At 71.3% G+C, this 17,143-nt stretch carries 14 protein-coding genes; 6 read left to right on the top strand and 8 right to left on the bottom strand.

The window, feature by feature from the left end:
• The first annotated feature begins 48 nt into the window (after positions 1 to 48).
• Positions 49 to 606: an RNA polymerase sigma factor gene (locus P696_RS0113755; RefSeq protein ID WP_026412805.1), complete on the top strand. Its 558-nt coding sequence runs from the start codon at positions 49 to 51 to the stop codon at positions 604 to 606.
• Positions 607 to 616: 10 nt separating this feature from the next.
• Positions 617 to 1,084, top strand: a complete 468-nt coding sequence (locus tag P696_RS0113750) for a peroxiredoxin family protein (RefSeq protein WP_026412804.1) — start codon at positions 617 to 619, stop codon at positions 1,082 to 1,084.
• A 35-nt stretch (positions 1,085 to 1,119) separates the two neighbouring features.
• Here P696_RS0113750 and P696_RS0113745 read toward each other — a convergent pair whose 3' ends face one another.
• Entirely contained in the window at positions 1,120 to 1,635 is a 516-nt protein-coding gene (locus P696_RS0113745; protein WP_245627651.1) for an HAD domain-containing protein, read from the bottom strand.
• Between the two features lie 94 nt (positions 1,636 to 1,729).
• Here P696_RS0113745 and P696_RS0113740 point away from each other — a divergent pair, with 94 nt between their 5' ends.
• Together P696_RS0113740 and P696_RS45255 are read left to right on the top strand one after the other, a co-directional pair.
• Positions 1,730 to 2,338, top strand: a complete 609-nt coding sequence (locus tag P696_RS0113740; RefSeq protein WP_026412802.1) for a dihydrofolate reductase family protein — start codon at positions 1,730 to 1,732, stop codon at positions 2,336 to 2,338.
• 471 nt (positions 2,339 to 2,809) lie between these two features.
• Entirely contained in the window at positions 2,810 to 3,460 is a 651-nt protein-coding gene (locus P696_RS45255) for a response regulator transcription factor (RefSeq protein WP_051467490.1), read from the top strand.
• 9 nt (positions 3,461 to 3,469) lie between these two features.
• Here P696_RS45255 and P696_RS0113730 read toward each other — a convergent pair whose 3' ends face one another.
• From P696_RS0113730 to lanKC, 5 genes are all read right to left on the bottom strand, one after another.
• Positions 3,470 to 5,467, bottom strand: a complete 1,998-nt coding sequence (locus P696_RS0113730) for a prolyl oligopeptidase family serine peptidase (RefSeq protein WP_026412801.1) — start codon at positions 5,465 to 5,467, stop codon at positions 3,470 to 3,472.
• A 23-nt stretch (positions 5,468 to 5,490) separates the two neighbouring features.
• On the bottom strand, positions 5,491 to 7,110 hold the full coding sequence (locus P696_RS0113725) for an ATP-binding cassette domain-containing protein (RefSeq protein WP_245627650.1): 1,620 nt from the start codon (positions 7,108 to 7,110) through the stop codon (positions 5,491 to 5,493).
• 146 nt (positions 7,111 to 7,256) lie between these two features.
• Positions 7,257 to 9,005, bottom strand: a complete 1,749-nt coding sequence (locus P696_RS45250; RefSeq protein ID WP_034484842.1) for an ABC transporter ATP-binding protein — start codon at positions 9,003 to 9,005, stop codon at positions 7,257 to 7,259.
• Positions 9,006 to 9,175: 170 nt separating this feature from the next.
• Positions 9,176 to 9,307, bottom strand: coding sequence for a SapB/AmfS family lanthipeptide (locus tag P696_RS55875; protein WP_157429682.1), 132 nt, complete (start codon positions 9,305 to 9,307; stop codon positions 9,176 to 9,178).
• A gap of 60 nt (positions 9,308 to 9,367) precedes the next feature.
• The gene (gene lanKC, locus P696_RS45245) at positions 9,368 to 12,112 is read right to left on the bottom strand and encodes a class III lanthionine synthetase LanKC (RefSeq protein WP_051467486.1); all 2,745 of its coding nucleotides are present in this window, start codon (positions 12,110 to 12,112) and stop codon (positions 9,368 to 9,370) included.
• 687 nt (positions 12,113 to 12,799) lie between these two features.
• Between lanKC and P696_RS0113700 the strand changes: the two genes are divergently transcribed.
• Together P696_RS0113700 and P696_RS45240 are read left to right on the top strand one after the other, a co-directional pair.
• Positions 12,800 to 14,041, top strand: coding sequence for a L,D-transpeptidase (locus P696_RS0113700; RefSeq protein ID WP_245627649.1), 1,242 nt, complete (start codon positions 12,800 to 12,802; stop codon positions 14,039 to 14,041).
• A 216-nt stretch (positions 14,042 to 14,257) separates the two neighbouring features.
• On the top strand, positions 14,258 to 14,926 hold the full coding sequence (locus P696_RS45240) for a rhomboid-like protein (RefSeq protein ID WP_157429681.1): 669 nt from the start codon (positions 14,258 to 14,260) through the stop codon (positions 14,924 to 14,926).
• Between the two features lie 26 nt (positions 14,927 to 14,952).
• On the opposite strand, the gene P696_RS45235 is transcribed toward P696_RS45240, so the two are convergent.
• A complete protein-coding gene (locus P696_RS45235) occupies positions 14,953 to 16,152 on the bottom strand; it encodes a hypothetical protein (RefSeq protein WP_157429680.1) in 1,200 nt (399 codons plus the stop codon).
• Positions 16,153 to 16,447: 295 nt separating this feature from the next.
• Positions 16,448 to 17,065: a hypothetical protein gene (locus P696_RS57430; protein ID WP_211245730.1), complete on the bottom strand. Its 618-nt coding sequence runs from the start codon at positions 17,063 to 17,065 to the stop codon at positions 16,448 to 16,450.
• Positions 17,066 to 17,143: the final 78 nt, after the last annotated feature.

Raw genomic sequence — 17,143 nt, 5'->3', positions numbered from 1 at the left:
GGACGTGGCGGCCTCTTATGGGTGTCGGCCGACCTGGAGGAGGAGGGCATGACGGATCGCACCTGGGCGAGCGCGCAGCTCATCACGGCTGCTCAGGCGGGTGACCGCGCGTCGATCGTGGCGGTGCTCGACGGCGCGCACGTCCACGTCCGGCGGTTCGCGGAGCACCTGTGCGCGACGCCGCAGGACGCGGAGGACGCCGCACAGGAGGCGCTGATCATCCTTTACCGGAAGATCGGCTCGCTGCGCGCGACCGGGGCACTGGCCTCGTGGATGTTCCGGATCGTCCGGAACGAGTGTCTGCGTCGGGCCCGGTCCCTGGTCGTCGAGCCGGAGGAGATCGAGCCCGATCTCGTGACGTCCGCCGAGGACGAGGCGATCCGGCGGCTGGAGGCCGAGCGCGTCGCGCAGGCGATCCAGGAGCTTCCGGACGTCCAGCGCCGGGTGCTCATCATGCGGGACGTCCTCGGATATCCCGGACGGACGGTCGCGGACCGGCTCGGGCTGAGCACCCCCGCGATGAAGTCCCACCTCCACCGGGCCCGCACCAGGCTGCGCCTCAGCCTGAACGGGCAGGTCGGCCCCGATTCCACTCACGCACGTTAAGGAGTTCGCCATGCTCGGAACCGGATCGCCCGCGCCGGACGTTCTACTTGAGGACACCGACGGACGGGCCACCCGCCTGGCCGCTCTGGAGGCCGACCGCGCCGCGCTGGTGTTCTTCATGCGGTCGACGTCCTGCCCGGTCTGCAACCGGCACGTCCAGGACCTCGTCCGGTCGCGCGACACGTTCGCGGCGGACGGCGTCCAGGTGTTCATCGCGGTGCCGGAGGATCGCGCGGTCGCCAGGGCGTGGAAGGCGAAGCGCGGCGTTCCGTTCCCGGTGCTCGTCGGACGTGGGGGCGTTCCGCACGAGAGCGTCGGGTTGTCGAAGAAGATGTTCGGCTCGATGCGGCAGTCGGGCAGTGTCCTCATCGACGCGCAGGGCGTCGTCCGGCACGCCCACGGCTCCACCATGCCCATCACCGCCTACGACAAGAAGGGCATCACCGCGGCCATCAGCCAGCTGAACACCCGCGTGTGACACCGCAGGCGCCCGCGAGTCGGGCGCCCGCGGGCTCAGGGTTGGGGCTGGGGGTGGTTCAGCCAGTGGGTGAGGGTGGTGAAGTCGGCGAGGGTCAGGCCGCGGGTGGCGTCGACGTGATGGAGCAGGGCCGGGGACGGGTGGTGGGCGGCGGCCCAGGCGCGGTCGGTTTCGGTGAGTTCGTCGTCCACCCAGGCGAAGGGGCGTCCGGCGGCCCAGGTGACCAGGTGCCGGGTCTTCCAGTGGAGTCCGGCCTGCTCGTCCAGGTCGTCCTGGTCGGACGGCGCGGGCCAGTGGACGACGGGCAGGTGCGGCAGGCCGAGCCGGGGCGCGACCAGGTCGTTGGCGTCGGACGTCCAGGCGGTGGCCCACACCAGTTCGCAGGGCAGCGCGCCGAGGCGGGGGCCGAGGGCGGGGTCGACGCGGGGCAGGAACGGGTTGTCGCCCTCGGGCTCGAACGTGGGGTACGGGGTCGCGGCGCCGAAGGGGATGAGCGGGCCGTCGACGTCGAGGAAGAGGAGCGGCAGGGGCCGGGGTCGGGTGATCCACATCAGTCGGACGGCGAGACCTTCGGGTGGGTTCGATGAGATTCGCCGCTGGGGACGGTCTCTTGGGGAGAACGTCGTCAGCTGGAGGAGAAGACTCATGCGGAAGATCACGGCCGGTCTGTTCATCGCGCTCGACGGGGTCGTGGAGGACCCGCAGGACTGGCACTTCCCCTACTTCAACGAGGAGATGGGAGAGGCGGTGTCGGCGCAGCTCGGCAGCGCGGACACGCTCCTGCTCGGGCGGAGGACCTACGACGGTTTCGCGGGCGCGTGGCCCGAGCGGGAGGCGGCGGGCGGCGAGGACGCGGGGATGGCCAAGGCGCTCGGCGACGCGCGGAAGATCGTCGTGTCGCGGCAGGAGCTCGAGTTCACCTGGCGGAACTCCGAGGTACTGCGCGGGGAGCTCGTCCCGGCCGTCGCCGGGTTGAAGGACGGGCCGGGCGGGGACATCGCGATGAGCGGGTCGGTCTCGGTCGTCCGGCGGCTGCTGGAGGCGGGGCTGCTCGACGAGCTGCACCTGCTGGTGCATCCGATCGCGGTGCGGAAGGGGATGCGGCTGTTCGAGGACGCGGACGCGCCGTTGCCGCTGACATTGCTGAGTTCCACCCCGTTCTCGACCGGCGTCGTCCACCTCGTCTACGCCAAGGACGAGAACGCTCCCACGGGCGGCTATGAGAAAGCCAAGGCCAGCCTGCCTCAGGAGTAGGTTCCGAGGCTTCTCGGCGGGCCCATAAAAGACCATGAGGCGGGCTTTCCGAATGGGCGTTAAGGTGTCCTGACCGAGGCGGAGTCGTCTGTTTGCCAAGGACAATTCCTCTCGTCCTGGGATACCGACGGGTATCAAATCTGTGGCCGGAAGCGGACGCCGGGGGCCCCACCAGGGGATCCTTCGTCGTCGGAGCGTGATCGCCGGAGGTCATGCGTGTGCGCGCGGACACTCTGCGCCACCACGGGCTCGAAAATACTCACCTCACGGGTATAAGGACGGCACCAATTCCGACATATCGCATTTGACGGCCCGAGGCTTCTCCAGCACGCTGGCGTCTGCCGCGCCCCAGTCCAAACACCAAGGCGAAGCCATGACCCTCGTCCTCCAGCCCGGACGTGCCCTGCCCGCTTTCCACAGATCAGCGCCGATCTCCCTGTCACGCCAGGCCCCCCTCCCGGGGCCCAGCCGGTGACCCGCGTCATCCTCGCCGAGAACGTCCATCTGTTCCGTAGTGGTCTGGTCGCCCTTCTGGACGGCGAACCGGACATCCGCGTCGTCGAGACCGTGGACTGCGCCCGCAAGCTGCTGGCCACGGCGGCGCACTGCCGCCCGGAGGTCGCGCTCGTGGACCTCGGCCTGCCCGATCTCGACGGTGTCGACGCGACCTTCCGGCTGCTCACCCTGCTGCCGGAATGCCGCGTGATCCTCATGGCCGAACGACGGCGGCCCGGCGATCTGCGCCGGGCGGTCGAGGCGGGCGCGGAGGGGTTCCTGCTCAAGGACACCTCGCCGGCCCGCCTGATCCAGGCGATCCGCGACGTCGCGAACGGCGAGCGTGTCATCGACGCGGACATGGCCTACGCCGAGCTCGCCACGTCCCGAAGTCCGCTGACCCCGCGCGAACTGGAGGTGCTCAGGGAGACCGCCAAGGGCGCGACCGTCGCCGAGACGGCGCGGTCGCTGTTCCTCGCGACCGGGACCGTCCGGAACTACCTGGCCCGCATCGTGACCAAGGTCGGCGCCCGCACCCGTCTGGAGGCGGTCGCCATCGCCGAGGAGAACGGCTGGCTCGGGGGCGTCGTCCCCCGGACGCAGCGGTCGCCGCGTCCGGGCCGGTGACGCCCCTGGTCAGGGGGTTGTCTGGGTGGTGACGAAGGCCAGGAGGTCGGCGGCCAGGTCGTAGGAGCGTCCGGCGGAGCGGGACGCGTGGCCGACGTCGGATTCCCGGCGTAGCAGGACGGGTCGGTCGCCGGCCGTCGCCCACTGGAGCGCGGCGCACATCTTGCGCGCGTGGAGCGGGTCGACGCGGGAGTCGCCGTCGAAGACCGCGAAGAGGGTCGCCGGGTAGGCGGTGCCCTCGTGGACGTGGTGGTACGGCGAGTACGCGCGCAGCCAGCCGAACGCCTCGGGGTCGGCCGGGGAGCCGTACTCGCCGTGCCACATCGCGCCCATGCCGGACAGGTCGTAGCGGACCATGTCCAGCAACGGCGCGACGCAGACGGCGGCGGCGAACAGGTCGGGGCGCTGGGTGAGCGCGGCTCCGACGAGGAGCCCGCCGTTGGACTCGCCCCAGATCGCGAGCCGGTCGGGGGACGTCCAGCCGGTGGAGACGAGTTCCTCGGCGGCGGCCAGGAAGTCGTCGAAGACGCGCTGTTTCCGGCCTTGTATGCCCGCGCGGTGCGAGGTCGTGCCGTCCTCGCCGCCGCCTCTCAGGTGGGCGATCGCCAGGACGCCGCCCTCGTCCACCCAGGCGAGCGCGTCCGCGGCGTAGGACGGGGTGAGCGGGATGCCGAAGCCGCCGTAGCCGTACAGGATGGCCGGGCGAGGGTCTGGGCCCTGGTGGGGACGGGCCATCACGTCGACGCGCACGGGGGTTCCGTCCGCCGAGGTGCAGGTGATCTGGTGCGTCTCCAGCGGCGGCAGGACGATGGGGCTAGGGGACGGTTCCCAGAGGGTGAGACTGTTGTCGCTGGTGTCGTAATGCCAGACGGCTTCGGGCGTGGCCATGCCGCTGTGGGTGAACCACAACTCGCGTCCACCGCCGGGACGGGTGGACAGCGGCCCGAGTATGCCGGGGCTGGGCAGGGGGACGTCGCGCCGCCGTTCTCCTGTGCGCGCGTCGTGAAGCGACAGTTCGGACGTTCCGCTGCGGATGCGGGTGATGGCGATCAGGCCGTCCAGGAAGGCGAAGTCGGAGAGGACGGCTTCCTTGTCCTCCGGGATGAGTTCGGTCCAGTCGGACGGGTTGGTCGGGTCGGCGACGCAGAGGCGCACGCGGGGGGCGTCCCGGTCGGTGACGATGTAGAGGCGGCCGTCCGGGCCGATGGCGGCCGCGGCTCGGGCGTCCACGTCCTGCTGGACGGGCCTGAGCTGGTGCGTGGCGGTCGTCAGGTCGGCGATGTACAGGTCGTTGCGGGGGTCGGAGCCGTCCGCCGTGGAGATGACGAGCCAGTGACCGTCCGCGCTGATGCCCACGCCGTGGGACGTGGCCGGTTCGGTGACGGGTGTGTCGTGCTCGGGTGGCTCGCCGATGAGGTGGAGGCGGACGCGGCGTCGCGTCTCGTCGCCCGGCTCGGCGCGGACGTAGTAGAAGCCTTTTCCGTCGGGGAGCCAGGCCACCGGGGAGTAGCGGCAGCGGTCGATCGGGCCGTCCAGGGTCTCGCCGGTCTCGACGTCCAGGACGAGGAGTTCGGCGCGTTCGGTGCCGCCCCGCGACACCTGACAGGCCAGCAGCCGTCCGGACGGGTCGGACCGCCACGCGTCGAGCGTCGTCGTGCCGGACGGGTCGAGCACGGTCGGGTCGAGGAGCGTCCGCTCGGGCTCGCCGCCGTCCGCGACGTGCAGGACCGCGTGCTCCTGACCTGCGACGCGGCGGAGGGTGAAGCGCCGGTCGCCGCGCCAGACGGGGGCGCTGACGCTTCCGGTGTCGGCGAGTTCGACGACGCGGCGGCGGAACGTCCGCCGGAGTTCGGGGTCGATGTGCTTCTGGTACAGCTCGTCCTGGGCGTCCAGCCAGGCGCGGGTGTCCGGCGCGGCCGGATCCTCCAGCCAGCGGTAGGGGTCGGCGACGCGCTCGCCGTGCAGGACGTCGATGACGGGCCCGCGTTCGGCCTCGGGATATCTCATGGTTTCGCCACCTCCGGGCGGTGTCACCGTGCGGGGCGCCAGCGTCCGGCCAGGGCCGCGTACGGGGGTGAGCTGCGGATCAGGTCGTCGTGCGTCCCGTGGTGGGGGCGCGTGCCGTCCATGAGCAGGACGCGGTCGGCCCGGCGGGCGGAACTGATCCGGTGCGCCACGACGATCAGGGTTCCGGGGCGTCGCGCGAAGGCCGTCTCCGCGCGGGCCTCGGCGGCGGGGTCGAGGTGGCAGGTCGCCTCGTCCAGGACGACCAGCCGGGCGGGCGCGAGGTAGGCGCGGGTCAGCGCGATCAGCTGCCGCTCCCCCGCCGAGAGCGCACCGGGGTCGAGTTCGGCGTCCAGGCCGCCCAGGCGGGCCACGAGGTCCGCCGAGCCGATCCTCTCCATGGCCTGCGTGAACGGTGGTTCCGCGTCGCGCGTGAGGTAACCGAGGTTCTCGCGGACGGTGCCGCGGAAGACGTACGCCTCCTGCGGGATCAGCACGCGCGCGGAGGGATCGACCTGGTCGGCGCGGACGCCGCCGATCTCGACCGTCCCGTCGCGCGGACGCATCAGGCCTGTGATGACCGCGGCCAGCGTGGATTTTCCGATGCCGCTGGGCCCGACCACCGCCAGATGGCCGCCGGACGGGACGTCCAGATCCAGCTCGTCGATCACTGGCACCGCGTCCGGGCCGTAGGCGGCGGTGACCGCGCGGAGCCGCACGTCCGTCTCCGCTGGTGTGGTGCAGGATGCCGGCGCTGCGTCGGCGGTGGTGGCGGTCAGGACGCGGTCCACGGAGACGCCGAGGCGGACGGCGCTCACGCCGACCCCACGGACCAGTCCGCCGAACGCGGGGACGAGCGACTGCGTCAGGTAGGTGAGCGCGCCGATCACCATGGCCGCGCCGACACCGTGGCGGCCCAGCCAGGGCACCGCGAGCAGGAGCAGAAGCACCGGGGCCCAGCCGCCGACGGTCAGCGCGACCGTGCGGAGGGCGGTGACGCGGGCGAGGGCGCGGCCCGCCGCCTCCTGCGTCGCCACGCGGTCGCGGACCGCGCCGCCGACGCGGTCCTCGGCGCCGCAGGCGGCGATGTCGCGGAGTCCGCCGATCATCTCGGCCGTCGCGGCGACCGTCGCCTCGTCTGCGAGGAGGTACGCGCGCTGGCGGCGGGCGAGCGCGGGCAGCGACGCCACGAACAGCGTGAGGCCCGCGACGAACGGCGGCAGCACCCAGGGCAGGACGAGCGGCTCCAGGACGGCCAGGCCGACGACCACGCTGACAGCGGTGAACGCGAACGAGCGAACGACGGTGACCAGCGCGGCGAGCGCGTCGCGTGCCAGCTCCACCTGAAGGTTCACGCGCGCGACGGCCGCCGATCCGGGCGGGCGGCCTTCGGTGGCGGCGTGCCGCAGCGTCCCGGAGACGGCCTCGGTCAGCAGCCGGTCGCGAAACGGCTCGACCGTGGCGGCCACGGCCAGAACGACCTGGCGCGCCCCGACCGCGGCGACCGTCCAGACCAGGGCGAGTGTCGCGAGCCAGGCGGTGCCCACCCATGGACGTCCCGCCGCGAAGCCGTCCCCGATCGCGCGCGCGACGGCTTGTCCGACGAGCAGCGCGGGCCCTGCTTCTACGACCGACCACGCAAGCACCCGCAATACCGCCCGCGGTTCCGCGAGCAACGCCTGAACCACGAACGTCCGCGTTCCGCTTCCCGCGCGTGCGGGAAGCGAGACCCCGTCGGGCGTTCGTTCTCTGTGCGCGGGGGGTGGGCTCGTGCGGGGGCGGGGGGTGGTGGTCATGCCTTTCCCTCGGGGGAGGTTGTGGGGTCGGCGAAGAGGGCCCGGTAGGACGGGTGGTCGCGCCAGAGGTCGGCGTGGGGGGCTTGGGCGCGGACGTGTCCGTCATCCAGCCAGAGGACGTTGTCGGCCTCGGCGGCGGTGGCGACGCGATGGGCGACGAGCAGGCGGGTTCGGCCGTCGGCCGCGCTGGTGAGGGCCGCGCCGATCTCGCGTTCGGTCACGGTGTCGAGGCTCGAGGTCGCGTCGTCCAGGACGAGGAGCCGTTCCCCTTGCGCGAGCGCACGAGCGATTCCTAGGCGTTGTCGCTCGCCACCCGACATCGGCGCGTCCGCCAAGGCGGTGGCATAGCCGGAGGGCAGCCGTTCCAGGTAGGAGTCCGCGCGGGCGGCGCGGGCCGCGTTCCGCACGTAGTCCTCGTGCGCGCGCGTGTGGGAAGGGAGGCCGAGTGCCACGGCGTCGGTGACGCTCTCCCCCAGCAGGACGGGACGTTCGAAGGCGTAGCCGACAGCGCGTCGCAGTTCGGTGCGCGACAGGTCGTGGAGTGGGACGCCGTCCAGGAGGACGACGCCTTCGTCCGGGTCGAGCAGGCGTCCTGCCAGGGCGGCGAGCAGGGATTTGCCCGCGCCGGAACGTCCGACCACGGCGGTCGCACCGCCGCCCGGGATCACGAAGTCGACGCCGCGCAGCCCTTCGCCGTCTGGTGTGCGGATCGCGACGTTCCGGAATTCGAGGGTTCCGGAACCGTGCAGTGAGAGACGGCGTGCGCCGTGCTGGACGACGGGTTCCGTGAGCACTTCGGTGACGCGGCCCGCGGCTGCGCGCGATCGGGCGAGCTGGCCGATCTGGCCGAGCGCGCCCGAAAGGCTCGCGCCGAGCACGGCATAGCGCGCTGCGGCGTACAACTCGCCCAAGCTGAGTCCGCCTGAGACGAGTCGCCATCCACCCACGGCGAGGACGGTCGCCTCCAGCAGCGGAACGGTCAGCCCTGCCTGCACCCCCGCGCGCGCGTTGGCGCGCCAAAGTCGAAGCCCATGTTCGCGAAGTGTGGGCAGCGGGGTGAGGATCCGGCGGGTCTCTAGGTCCGCGGTTCCGGCGGCGGCGATCGTGCGGATTCCGTTGAGCGCGTCAGTGAGACGGGCCGCGATGTCGCTCTGTGTGCGCTGGTATCCGGCGGCGTGGACGGTGGTCGCGCGCAGGAATCCGCGCAGGACGAGCGTGATCGCGACCAGGCCCGCGACCAGCGCGCCCAGCAGCCAGGGGTCGATGAGGGCCAGGGCGACCAGCCCGCCGACGGTCGGGATGAGCAGGGCGGCGGCGGTGACGAGCGCCGCCGGGGCCTGGCCGAGTTCCTCGGCGTTCAGCCCGATGCGGGTCGCGAGGTCGCCCTCGGGGTGCCGCCTGGTGATCGCCGGTCCCGCGCCGAGGACGCGGCCGAGCAGGACGCGGCGCAGCCGGGCCGCCGCCGCGGCGCCGGTGACGCCGGTCGCCCAGGCCGTCAGGACCTCGCATGCCGCTATGCCCGCGACGACGGACGCGGCGATGGTCGTCCAACGGTCGTGGAGGGGGTTGCCCGAAGTGAGGCCGTCGATGTTTCCGGAGGTCAGGCCGTCGATCGCGCGTCCGATGGCGAACGGCAGGAGCAGCTGCAGGACGGCCCCGCCGAGCGCGCCCAGGACCAGGAGGGCCGTCCAGAGGCCGCCCTCGCGCGCGGTGCGCGTCACCAGGCGGTCCGCCGCCGTCCGCATCCGTGCATCCTTCCTTCTGCGTGGACGGCCGTCCGCGTCCGTCCTTCTTCCGTGGACAAGGGACCGCCGCGTGCGGCGCGGCAGGGACCGCGCCGCACGCGGCGGCTTTGGGCGTTGCGGGTGGCCCCTCAGTGGCGGCCACCCGGATGATCACGCCCGAGTGCCGGGGCTCAGTGGCAGAGCGCGAGGCTCAGGTTGCTCGGCGTGTGCGATGCGCAGGTAACGATGGTCAGACCGCTACCGCCGCTGGCTCCGCCGGAGGCGGTGGGGGCCTGGAGGCCCTGCAGGTCGAGAAGCGCCATGGTGGTTGCTACACCTCCTTTCCCTTCCGTGGGTGGACGGGGGTCGGGCCTTTTCCGGCGTCACGCGAGAGGGGTCTCCTTGGCCAGGCTCCCTACGCGGCCGGAAGGGCCGATCATGAGGCCGGACGAACCGGCCGGGGTGACGGACGGACCGTCGGTGACGGGCAAGGTCTCGGGGGCGGGGCGAGCGGGCGCGGGGGCGTCGAGGAAGGGCAGCGCGGGCCGCCGGTCGTCGAGCGCGGACGCCAGGGCGAGCAGCACCCCGGACGTCCCGGTGGCGAAGTCCATCGACAGCCGCATGAGCTGGTCGCCGGTGAAGGCGAGGCCGTCCCCGTAGGGCATGGCGTGCCAGCGGAGGCCGCTGATCTGCGCGTCCAGCCTCGGATCGTTGGCGTGCGTCGCGTCCGGGTTCGAGTCGTGAGCGTCCGGGGCGTCGTGCGGGTCGGGGGCGGCGTGGAGGCCGGTGGCGAGGGCGGCGATGATCCCGGCACGTCCGGCAAACAGGCCGGACTGGACGAAGTAGCCGGATTCGGCGACCCGGGCGAGGCGGGTCAGCGCGCGTTCGAACTCCTCGTCGTGGCGGTGGCGGAGGTAGCGGGCGACCACGAGTCCGATGCCGACGGATCCCTCGTCCAGGTAGGGCAGGCTGCGCCAACCCTGGTTGACCTGGAGCGATCCGTCCTCGGCGAGCATGCAGCGGCGCAGGTCCTGGCGGAGCGCGTCGGCGGCGCGGTCGAGAAGCGTCGCGTCGCCGCCGCGTTCGTAGGCGTGCAGGAACAGCAGCGCCGGGCCGGACGAACCGTGCATCAGTCCCGCGCGCGGATGGTCGCCGCCGCTGATCTCCGGGACGTCGTCCGGGCCGCCGATCCGCTCCGCGCACAGCTCGACCATGCGCAGCGCGGCGTCGGTCAGGCCGGTCTGGCCGGTGGCCTCGCCCAGGTGAAGGAGGTTGAGGCCGGTTCCAGCCAGTCCGGAACACAGGTTCAGGCTGAGCCGGTCCCAGGTCTCGCGGAGGCAGATGTCCGCGACGTCCAGCGCTTCCTGGCGGCGGCCGAGCCGGTCGAGGACGTGCGCGACGCCGTGGAGGCCGTCGTACAGGCCGAGCGGCATGCCCACCTCGGGGTTCAGCGCGCGTTCGACCAGCCAGTCGACGTGTTCCGGCGGGACGTCCGCCCCGGTTTCGGCCAGGGCGTAAAGGACCCCGGCGGCTCCGTGGGCGATGTTGACCGCGCCGCCGTCCCGAAACTGCGCCGGGTCGCCGGGGTAGAGGCGGTCCTCGCGGTCGGGGGTGGCCGAGGCCAGGATCGCCCGGTGCATCGCGTCCCGGACGTCCGGCCAGGGGGCCTTGCCCGGGAGCGGCAGCGTGTCGAGCGGCGACGGCTCCGGATCGGGGTCCGGTCCGAGGAGGACGGCGACGGCGTCGTCGAAGTCCGCGTGCGGCACCGGGAACGTCTCGGCGATCAGGCCCGCGAGCTGGCGGGCCTTCCGCGGGTGCATCAGCAGGGTGATCGTGGTCTGCGGGGCGAACAGGTAGTAGCGCATGCAGGCGAGCGCGTACCGGTCGACGTCGACGCCCCGCCGGTCGCGCGGCGCCAGGAACGCCGGGTTGGCGAGGGTCGTGCGGGCTTGCGCCTCGGCGGGGACGGCCACCTCGAAATCGATGAGGCAGAGCCGTCCGGACGCCGTCACCAGGATGTTGTTCGGATGCAGGTCGCCGAACACCACCCCGCGCTCGTGCAGCAGCCGGACGGCGTCCTCGATCTTGGCGAGCATGTCCAGCGCCCATTCGGTGTACCCGGCGAGCGCCGACGCGTCGTGGTCCGCCTTCGTCAGCGGATACCGCTGGACGATCTGACGCTGGAGCGGGTTCCCGTCCACGAACTCCTCGACGAGGAAATGGTGCTCCCCGAGGACGAAGTAGTCGCGCAGCGCCGGCACCACGTCCAGTCCGGAAAGGCGTTCGAGGATGTCGCGCTCATGCTTGAGGCGGGTCACCGCGTCGCGGCCGAGAACATCGAGTCCGGCGTGCGGACGGGCCTCTTTCAGGACGACGCGCTCGCCGGAGGCGCGGTCGCGGGCGAGGTAGACGCCGCCGCCGTTCGAGAAATGCAGGACGCTTTCGAAGTCGTAGGGCATCTCATCGATGCGGACGGAGTTCCGCTTTTCCAGATGCGGCTCGAGGAAGGACGGAAGCGTCATCCATTCGGGCACCGAGAACGTCGCTCCCCGAACGTCCGGGACGAGTTCGCCCGCGCCGTTCTCGATGGCGGGGACGAGTTCGCCGTCCTTGCCGACGCAGCGCCGTTCGGCGAAACCGCCGTAGCGGACGAAGAGCGGACCGTCCGCGTACCGGAGATCACTCAGGATGTAGGGGCCCTCGATGCCGTCGAGCAGCTCGTCCAGCTCCTTGAGGACGATCTCGCATTCATTCTCGTCCCTCGGGTAAATGGTGACGAGTTTTCCGCTGGCGCCACGCGAGGCGGCCTTGGAATTGCGCATGAGAAGGACGGACCGGCCGCGCAGGTACTTGAACACGATCCCGCGCGGGACGCAGTAGTCCCAGATCACGGCGAGGGCGCGCTCGGCGTCGTCCAGCCGGGCGGACACATGGATCTTCCAGCCCTGGGACGGGAGCGTCCCCTCGCCTTCCGGTGCGTAGTACATCCAGACGTCGGAATCGTGCCGGACCCATCCTTCGGGAACCGGACGTGCGACGAGCGAGAAGTCCGACGCGTCGTTCTGCCTTTGGCCGAGTTTGTCGTAGAAGAACAGATCGGCGAGGCAGTAGGGCTCGTACTGGTCCACCGCGGTCCTCCTCTGTGCTCGGCTGAAATTCAGCATCACCGGCCGAGGCGCTCGAGCCAAGTTGAATCCGCAATACTTGATTGTGAGGAACGCACTATCGCGTGTGTGCGTTTCTCCACGCCGTCCCGTGAAGGCGGAGGACGTGCGCGCCGAAGCGTTCGGGCGCGCAGGGCGCTGACGGCGCCGCGCAGCCTGGACCTACCCGTGGGCGCGCGTCGCGATGGCGTGGACGTCCCTGATCGGCTCCTCCGGGGGCCGATGCCGTGGGGGAGCGTCGCGGGCTCGGCGGACGTCGGCGGACCACCTCGTCCGTGGGGTCGTGCCGTGGGCTCGTCCGGCGGGCGGAGGCGTGATCGCCCCGGGCCGGTGCGCGCGACCTGAAGCGCGCTGAGAAGGGACCGGAGCCGGGTCACGGCATGGCCGGGACGCGACCGAGGCACGGAACGGGCGAACCGGGGCACTCCACGGTCCGTGTACAGGCAGGTGGACTGCGGTCACTTCTGGGAAAGATGCGAACTCCTGGGAGGTTTCCGACGTCTTACTGACCGACGTTCGCCCGGACGGGGGGACGGAGCCGGGGCGCAGGTCCTCCCAGGTGTCGGGGCCGGGTGGGGAATGCGGGAAGAAGCACCGGCATTCTTGTCGCTAATGTGCTTTCTGCGGATTGCGTGCTGATGAGGGAGAACCGTGCGAGGTAAGGCACTGGTGGCGGTGGCTGCGGCGGTCTTGGGGCTGACGACGGCGTGCGGTGGTGGCGGCGGCGGTGGCGACGCCAAGACCGCCGGACATGAGGAAGGCGTTCCCCAGATCTCGATCACCCCGGCGAACGGTTCGGCCAAGGCGAAGCCGGACGCGGGCGTGACGGTGACGGCGTCCGGCGGGACGTTGAGCCAGGTGCTGGTCAAGCTGAAGGACGCCGACGTGCCCGGCGTCCTGTCGGCCGACAAGAAGACCTGGAAGTCGTCCTGGACGCTGATCCCGGGCGGGAAGTACACCGTCCAGGCGGTCGCGGCGTCCAGCAAGGGCAAGACGGCGACCGCGAACAGCTCGTTCAGGACGGTGAACGACACCGCGCGGACGACGATCAACAACGTCATCCCGAGCCCGGGCGAGAAGGTCGGCACGGGCATGCCGATCTTCATCCAGTTCAACAAGGAGGTCCCGGAGCGGGCCAGGGAGGCCATCGAGAAGGCCATCGAGATCAAGTCGACCTACCCGACGGTGGGCGCCTGGCGGTGGCTGAGCGCGGGCGAGTCGTTCAACGGGCTGCCCTCGCTGGTGTTCCGCACGAAGGACCCGTGGAAGGCGAACCAGAGCGTCCAGGTGAGCGTCCACTACGCGGGCCTGAAGATCGGCGACTCGGTCTACGGTGACAAGGACGTCACCCGCAAGTTCAAGATCGGTGACTCCCACGTCATCACGGTCAACAACCGGTCGCACAAGCTGACCGTGAAGAAGAACGGCGCGGTCGTCCGCTCGTGGGGCGTCAGCCTCGGCACCGGCGGCGAGGTGCAGAGCGACGGCATCGACCACCTCAAGACCACCAGCGGCGTGCACCTGACCATGGACCACGTCCGGCTGGAGCGGATGGTCGCCCCGGGCAAGAAGAAGGGCGACGCCGGCTACTACGACGAGCAGGTGCCGTTCGCCACGCGCATCTCCAACAGCGGCGAGTACATCCACCAGAACATGGACGACCCGTCCTGCCTCGGCAACCGCAACTGCTCGCACGGCTGCGTCCGCTCCCCCTCGTCCGACGCGCAGTGGTTCATGAACTGGTCCTACCGGGGCGACATGGTGGTCATCAACGGCACCGGGCGTGAGCTGCAGTGGTCCAACGGCTGGGGCTACCGCCAGATGCCGTTCGACAAGTGGGTGGGTGGCAGCAAGCTCGGCCAGCCCGTCACCACCGCCGCCCTCGGCCAGTAGGCCCTCCCTTCCTCGGAAGCAGACCCTCCCCCGACGGTCAGTAAAGCCTCCCGCCACGACCTCACCCGCACCCTCCGGACACGGCTCGGCGCTTCTCCTCCCCGAGAGCGCCGGGCCGTCTCCTTTGCCCTGGATGGTCGATCCGGCCGGGTTCCGGAATCGTCGTGGGGCACGCTCCGACCTCGTGGCGCGTGCGCGACGGTGCACTATGGACTCGTGCTGAGGACGAGAGCGGCCACCTGGGCGTATGTTGCGGCGCTCGCCATGGCCGAGGCCGTGGTCTGGGCGCTGTCCCCGGAGTCCAAGGCGCACGTCGTCGACTGGGTGAGCACCAACGTGGCCAACCTGTCCCACCATCCCGTGGGCTCCCTGGCCGGATCCGCGTTCGTCCCCGATTCGTATCCGCTGGCGTGGGTCGGTTTGGCGCTGGTGGCGCTGTCCCCCGTCAACGCGCTGCTGGGCAACCGCCGGACGGTCCTGCTGTTCGTCCTCCTGCACGTGACGGGGACGCTGGTCAGTGAGGGCGTCGTCGCGTGGCGCGTCGCGCACGGGGCGCTCCCGGAGGCCGCCCGCCACCAGCTCGACACCGGGCCCTCGTTCGTGCTCGTCCCCGGCCTCGTCCTGGTGATCCTGTTCGGGACGTGGTGGTGGCGTCCCCTGGCGGTGGTCGGCATGTGGGCCCTGTGGCCCTACCTCTTCCAGGGGCTCCGCCAACTGGACGTCGCGGCAGTCGGACATGTCACCGTGATGGTGCTGGCCGTCCCTTCGTTCCTACTGTTTCGGCGCAGCCGACGGGCCACCCTCGCGCGCGACGCACGAGCCGCGCCCCAACCGACAGCTGGGGCTGCCGACGCCTCCACGGCGACCGAGCCCTCAACGCCTTGAGCGGGCCTGTCGACGAGCGGGTCGGCTCACCACTCGGAGAGCACGAGCGCTTGGACGAGCAGCGCCGTCACCACCTGTGCTGTCAGCCATCCTCGTGCGGGCGCGCGTAGAACACTCGCCGCTGGCAGCAGCCACGCCGCGAACGGAAGCCAGATGCGCTCGACCTCGCCTTTCGTCACTCCCGCTACGTCCAGGCTGAGGACTGCGACGATCGCTGCGGCCGTCAGGAGGACGACTGGCTCCTCGCGGAGTTTCCGTCGCGCCGTGATGCCCCGCCTAAGGAGCGGGGGCAGGACGCACGCGACGGCCGGTCCCGTGAGGATGCCGAGGACGGCGATGTCCGCGCCTAGGAAATAGGCATAGGACCTGCGTGCCGAGCCGCCGCTGACGAGATAGGTGTCGAGCGTGGCGCGGATACCGTCCAGCCACCAGAAGCCTCCCAACGTCAAGGCCGTGGGGATGACGGCGAGTCCGACCGCCATCACTATCCAGAACCTCACCGGTGGACGAGTCATCCACAGAACGACGCTCGGTACGGCCAGCAGGGGGAGCAATCCGTAGCTTAGGTAGGGCAAGGCGCCGAGCAGCACACCACCGGCCAACGGCCTGCGCATCGCGAGGAACGCGACGCCCCAGGCCCCGACCCCGAGGAAGAACGCGTCCATCGACGTCGCGATCCAGAGCGAGAGAGGAGACAGCACCAGGAAGGGCAGCGCCCGCCGCGCCACCCGCTCCCCCGCCAGCACCCGCACCGTCACCGCGATGGCCGCCGCGGACGACGCCCCGACCCCGATGATCAGCAGCGCGGCCCAGAGCGTCCCGTGCAACCCGATCGCGTCCAGCGCCCAGAACACCAGCGTCGGCAGCGGCGGGTGCCCCCGCACATGCGTCGGGTACGCGTACAGCTCATCGGTGAAACTCCGCAGCCAGCGCAACGGATGATCACCGACCGCCGCCAGCCCCGCCGGATACTCCGTCGGCGCGTCCAGCGGCCGAGCCAGCGCACCGGGCCCGTCACTGACCGCCAACGCGACGGCCCACCCGACCGCCATCACCCACGACACCGCAAGGAGGACCCGCCACCGCATGTTCCGCACGACCACGGGGAGAACACCGACCGCGACGGCCGCGTATCCGACCGCCGGAGCCATCTGCCAGGTCAGCAACCGCGCCTTCGCATGCAGGGGTGGCAACGCGTCCTCAGTGGCGAGCCCAGCCCTCCGCATCACCTCCCCGACGACGAACGCCCCGACGATCAAACCTGCCCAGACCACACCCCCCGAACTCCAGTACCGAAAGGCCCAATACCGAAAGGCCCTACCGGAAGGCCCAGTACCGGAGGGCTCGGTCGCGGAGGGCCCGGTAGCGGAGGGCCCGGTTCCGCCAGGGGCCGATCCCGTTCCAGCCTCGATCTCCGCGTCGCCCACCGGCATCGTGGCGACGACCGATCCGTCATGACCCGCCGCCGACTCGCTGACGCCCGGCTTCTTCGTCCGTGTGCCACCGCGCCCGGAACTCTGCTCAGTCATCCGTCCCGCCTGACTTCTGCTCACCGGCCCGACCAGCGCCTCGCCCATCCCGCCGACCAGAAGATTCATGGCCCGAGCGGCCGCCGTTCGGCTCGTCCACCCGACCGGCGACCTGTTCTCCCGCTCGCCCCGTGTGCTGCTCGTCCACCCGACCGGTGCGGGTCTCCCCCTCCACGTCGGGTCGCGGCCGGGAGTCTCCGGCGGGACCCCTCGGTGGACATCCTCGACGGCTGTTCGCGAAACCGGCGGCCAAGGCTTGTCCGGCCCTCCGCCAGGGAAAGGCCGTCGCGACCGCGACGAGGGTCACGGCGACGATCAAATTAGGGAGGTAGTGCAAAGGCAGGATCGATGGATTGTCCGGGTGGCGGCCGAGCCCGAGCACGAGCGGCAGCGCCACGAGGGTCAGGACACCGGCCACGAACAACCAGAGCCGGAACCGCCGCCACCGCCGCACCAACAGCCCGGCGAGAAGCACGACCGGCGTCAGCAAGCCGTCATGTGCGACGACCGCACCACCGACCCACAACGCCCACCCGCCCGGCCGCGAATGCGCCACCAGACCCGAAAGGCCAAGACCGATGAACGCTCCACCCACGACATACGCGGCCATGCGCCCAACGCCCACCTGCGGACGCCTGAACACAACGCTCATGAGGTGGCCGGTGTGCGGCCTGCTGCCCGACGAACG

This window comes from Actinomadura oligospora ATCC 43269, assembly GCF_000518265.1.
GTDB classification, from domain to species: domain Bacteria; phylum Actinomycetota; class Actinomycetes; order Streptosporangiales; family Streptosporangiaceae; genus Spirillospora; species Spirillospora oligospora.
This window is presented reverse-complemented; position numbering and strand designations above follow the sequence as displayed.

What these genes read in the sequence shown, in the direction of transcription:
- P696_RS0113755 (WP_026412805.1), top strand. Translation starts at nt 49, where the DNA reads ATGACGGATCGCACCTGGGCGAGCGCGCAGCTCATCACGGCTGCTCAG.
- P696_RS0113750 (WP_026412804.1), top strand. Translation starts at nt 617, where the DNA reads ATGCTCGGAACCGGATCGCCCGCGCCGGACGTTCTACTTGAGGACACC.
- P696_RS0113745 (WP_245627651.1), bottom strand. Translation starts at nt 1,635, where the DNA reads ATGTGGATCACCCGACCCCGGCCCCTGCCGCTCCTCTTCCTCGACGTC.
- P696_RS0113740 (WP_026412802.1), top strand. Translation starts at nt 1,730, where the DNA reads ATGCGGAAGATCACGGCCGGTCTGTTCATCGCGCTCGACGGGGTCGTG.
- P696_RS0113730 (WP_026412801.1), bottom strand. Translation starts at nt 5,467, where the DNA reads ATGAGATATCCCGAGGCCGAACGCGGGCCCGTCATCGACGTCCTGCAC.
- P696_RS45250 (WP_034484842.1), bottom strand. Translation starts at nt 9,005, where the DNA reads ATGCGGACGGCGGCGGACCGCCTGGTGACGCGCACCGCGCGCGAGGGC.
- P696_RS55875 (WP_157429682.1), bottom strand. Translation starts at nt 9,307, where the DNA reads ATGGCGCTTCTCGACCTGCAGGGCCTCCAGGCCCCCACCGCCTCCGGC.
- P696_RS45235 (WP_157429680.1), bottom strand. Translation starts at nt 16,152, where the DNA reads ATGCGGAGGGCTGGGCTCGCCACTGAGGACGCGTTGCCACCCCTGCAT.
- P696_RS57430 (WP_211245730.1), bottom strand. Translation starts at nt 17,065, where the DNA reads ATGGCCGCGTATGTCGTGGGTGGAGCGTTCATCGGTCTTGGCCTTTCG.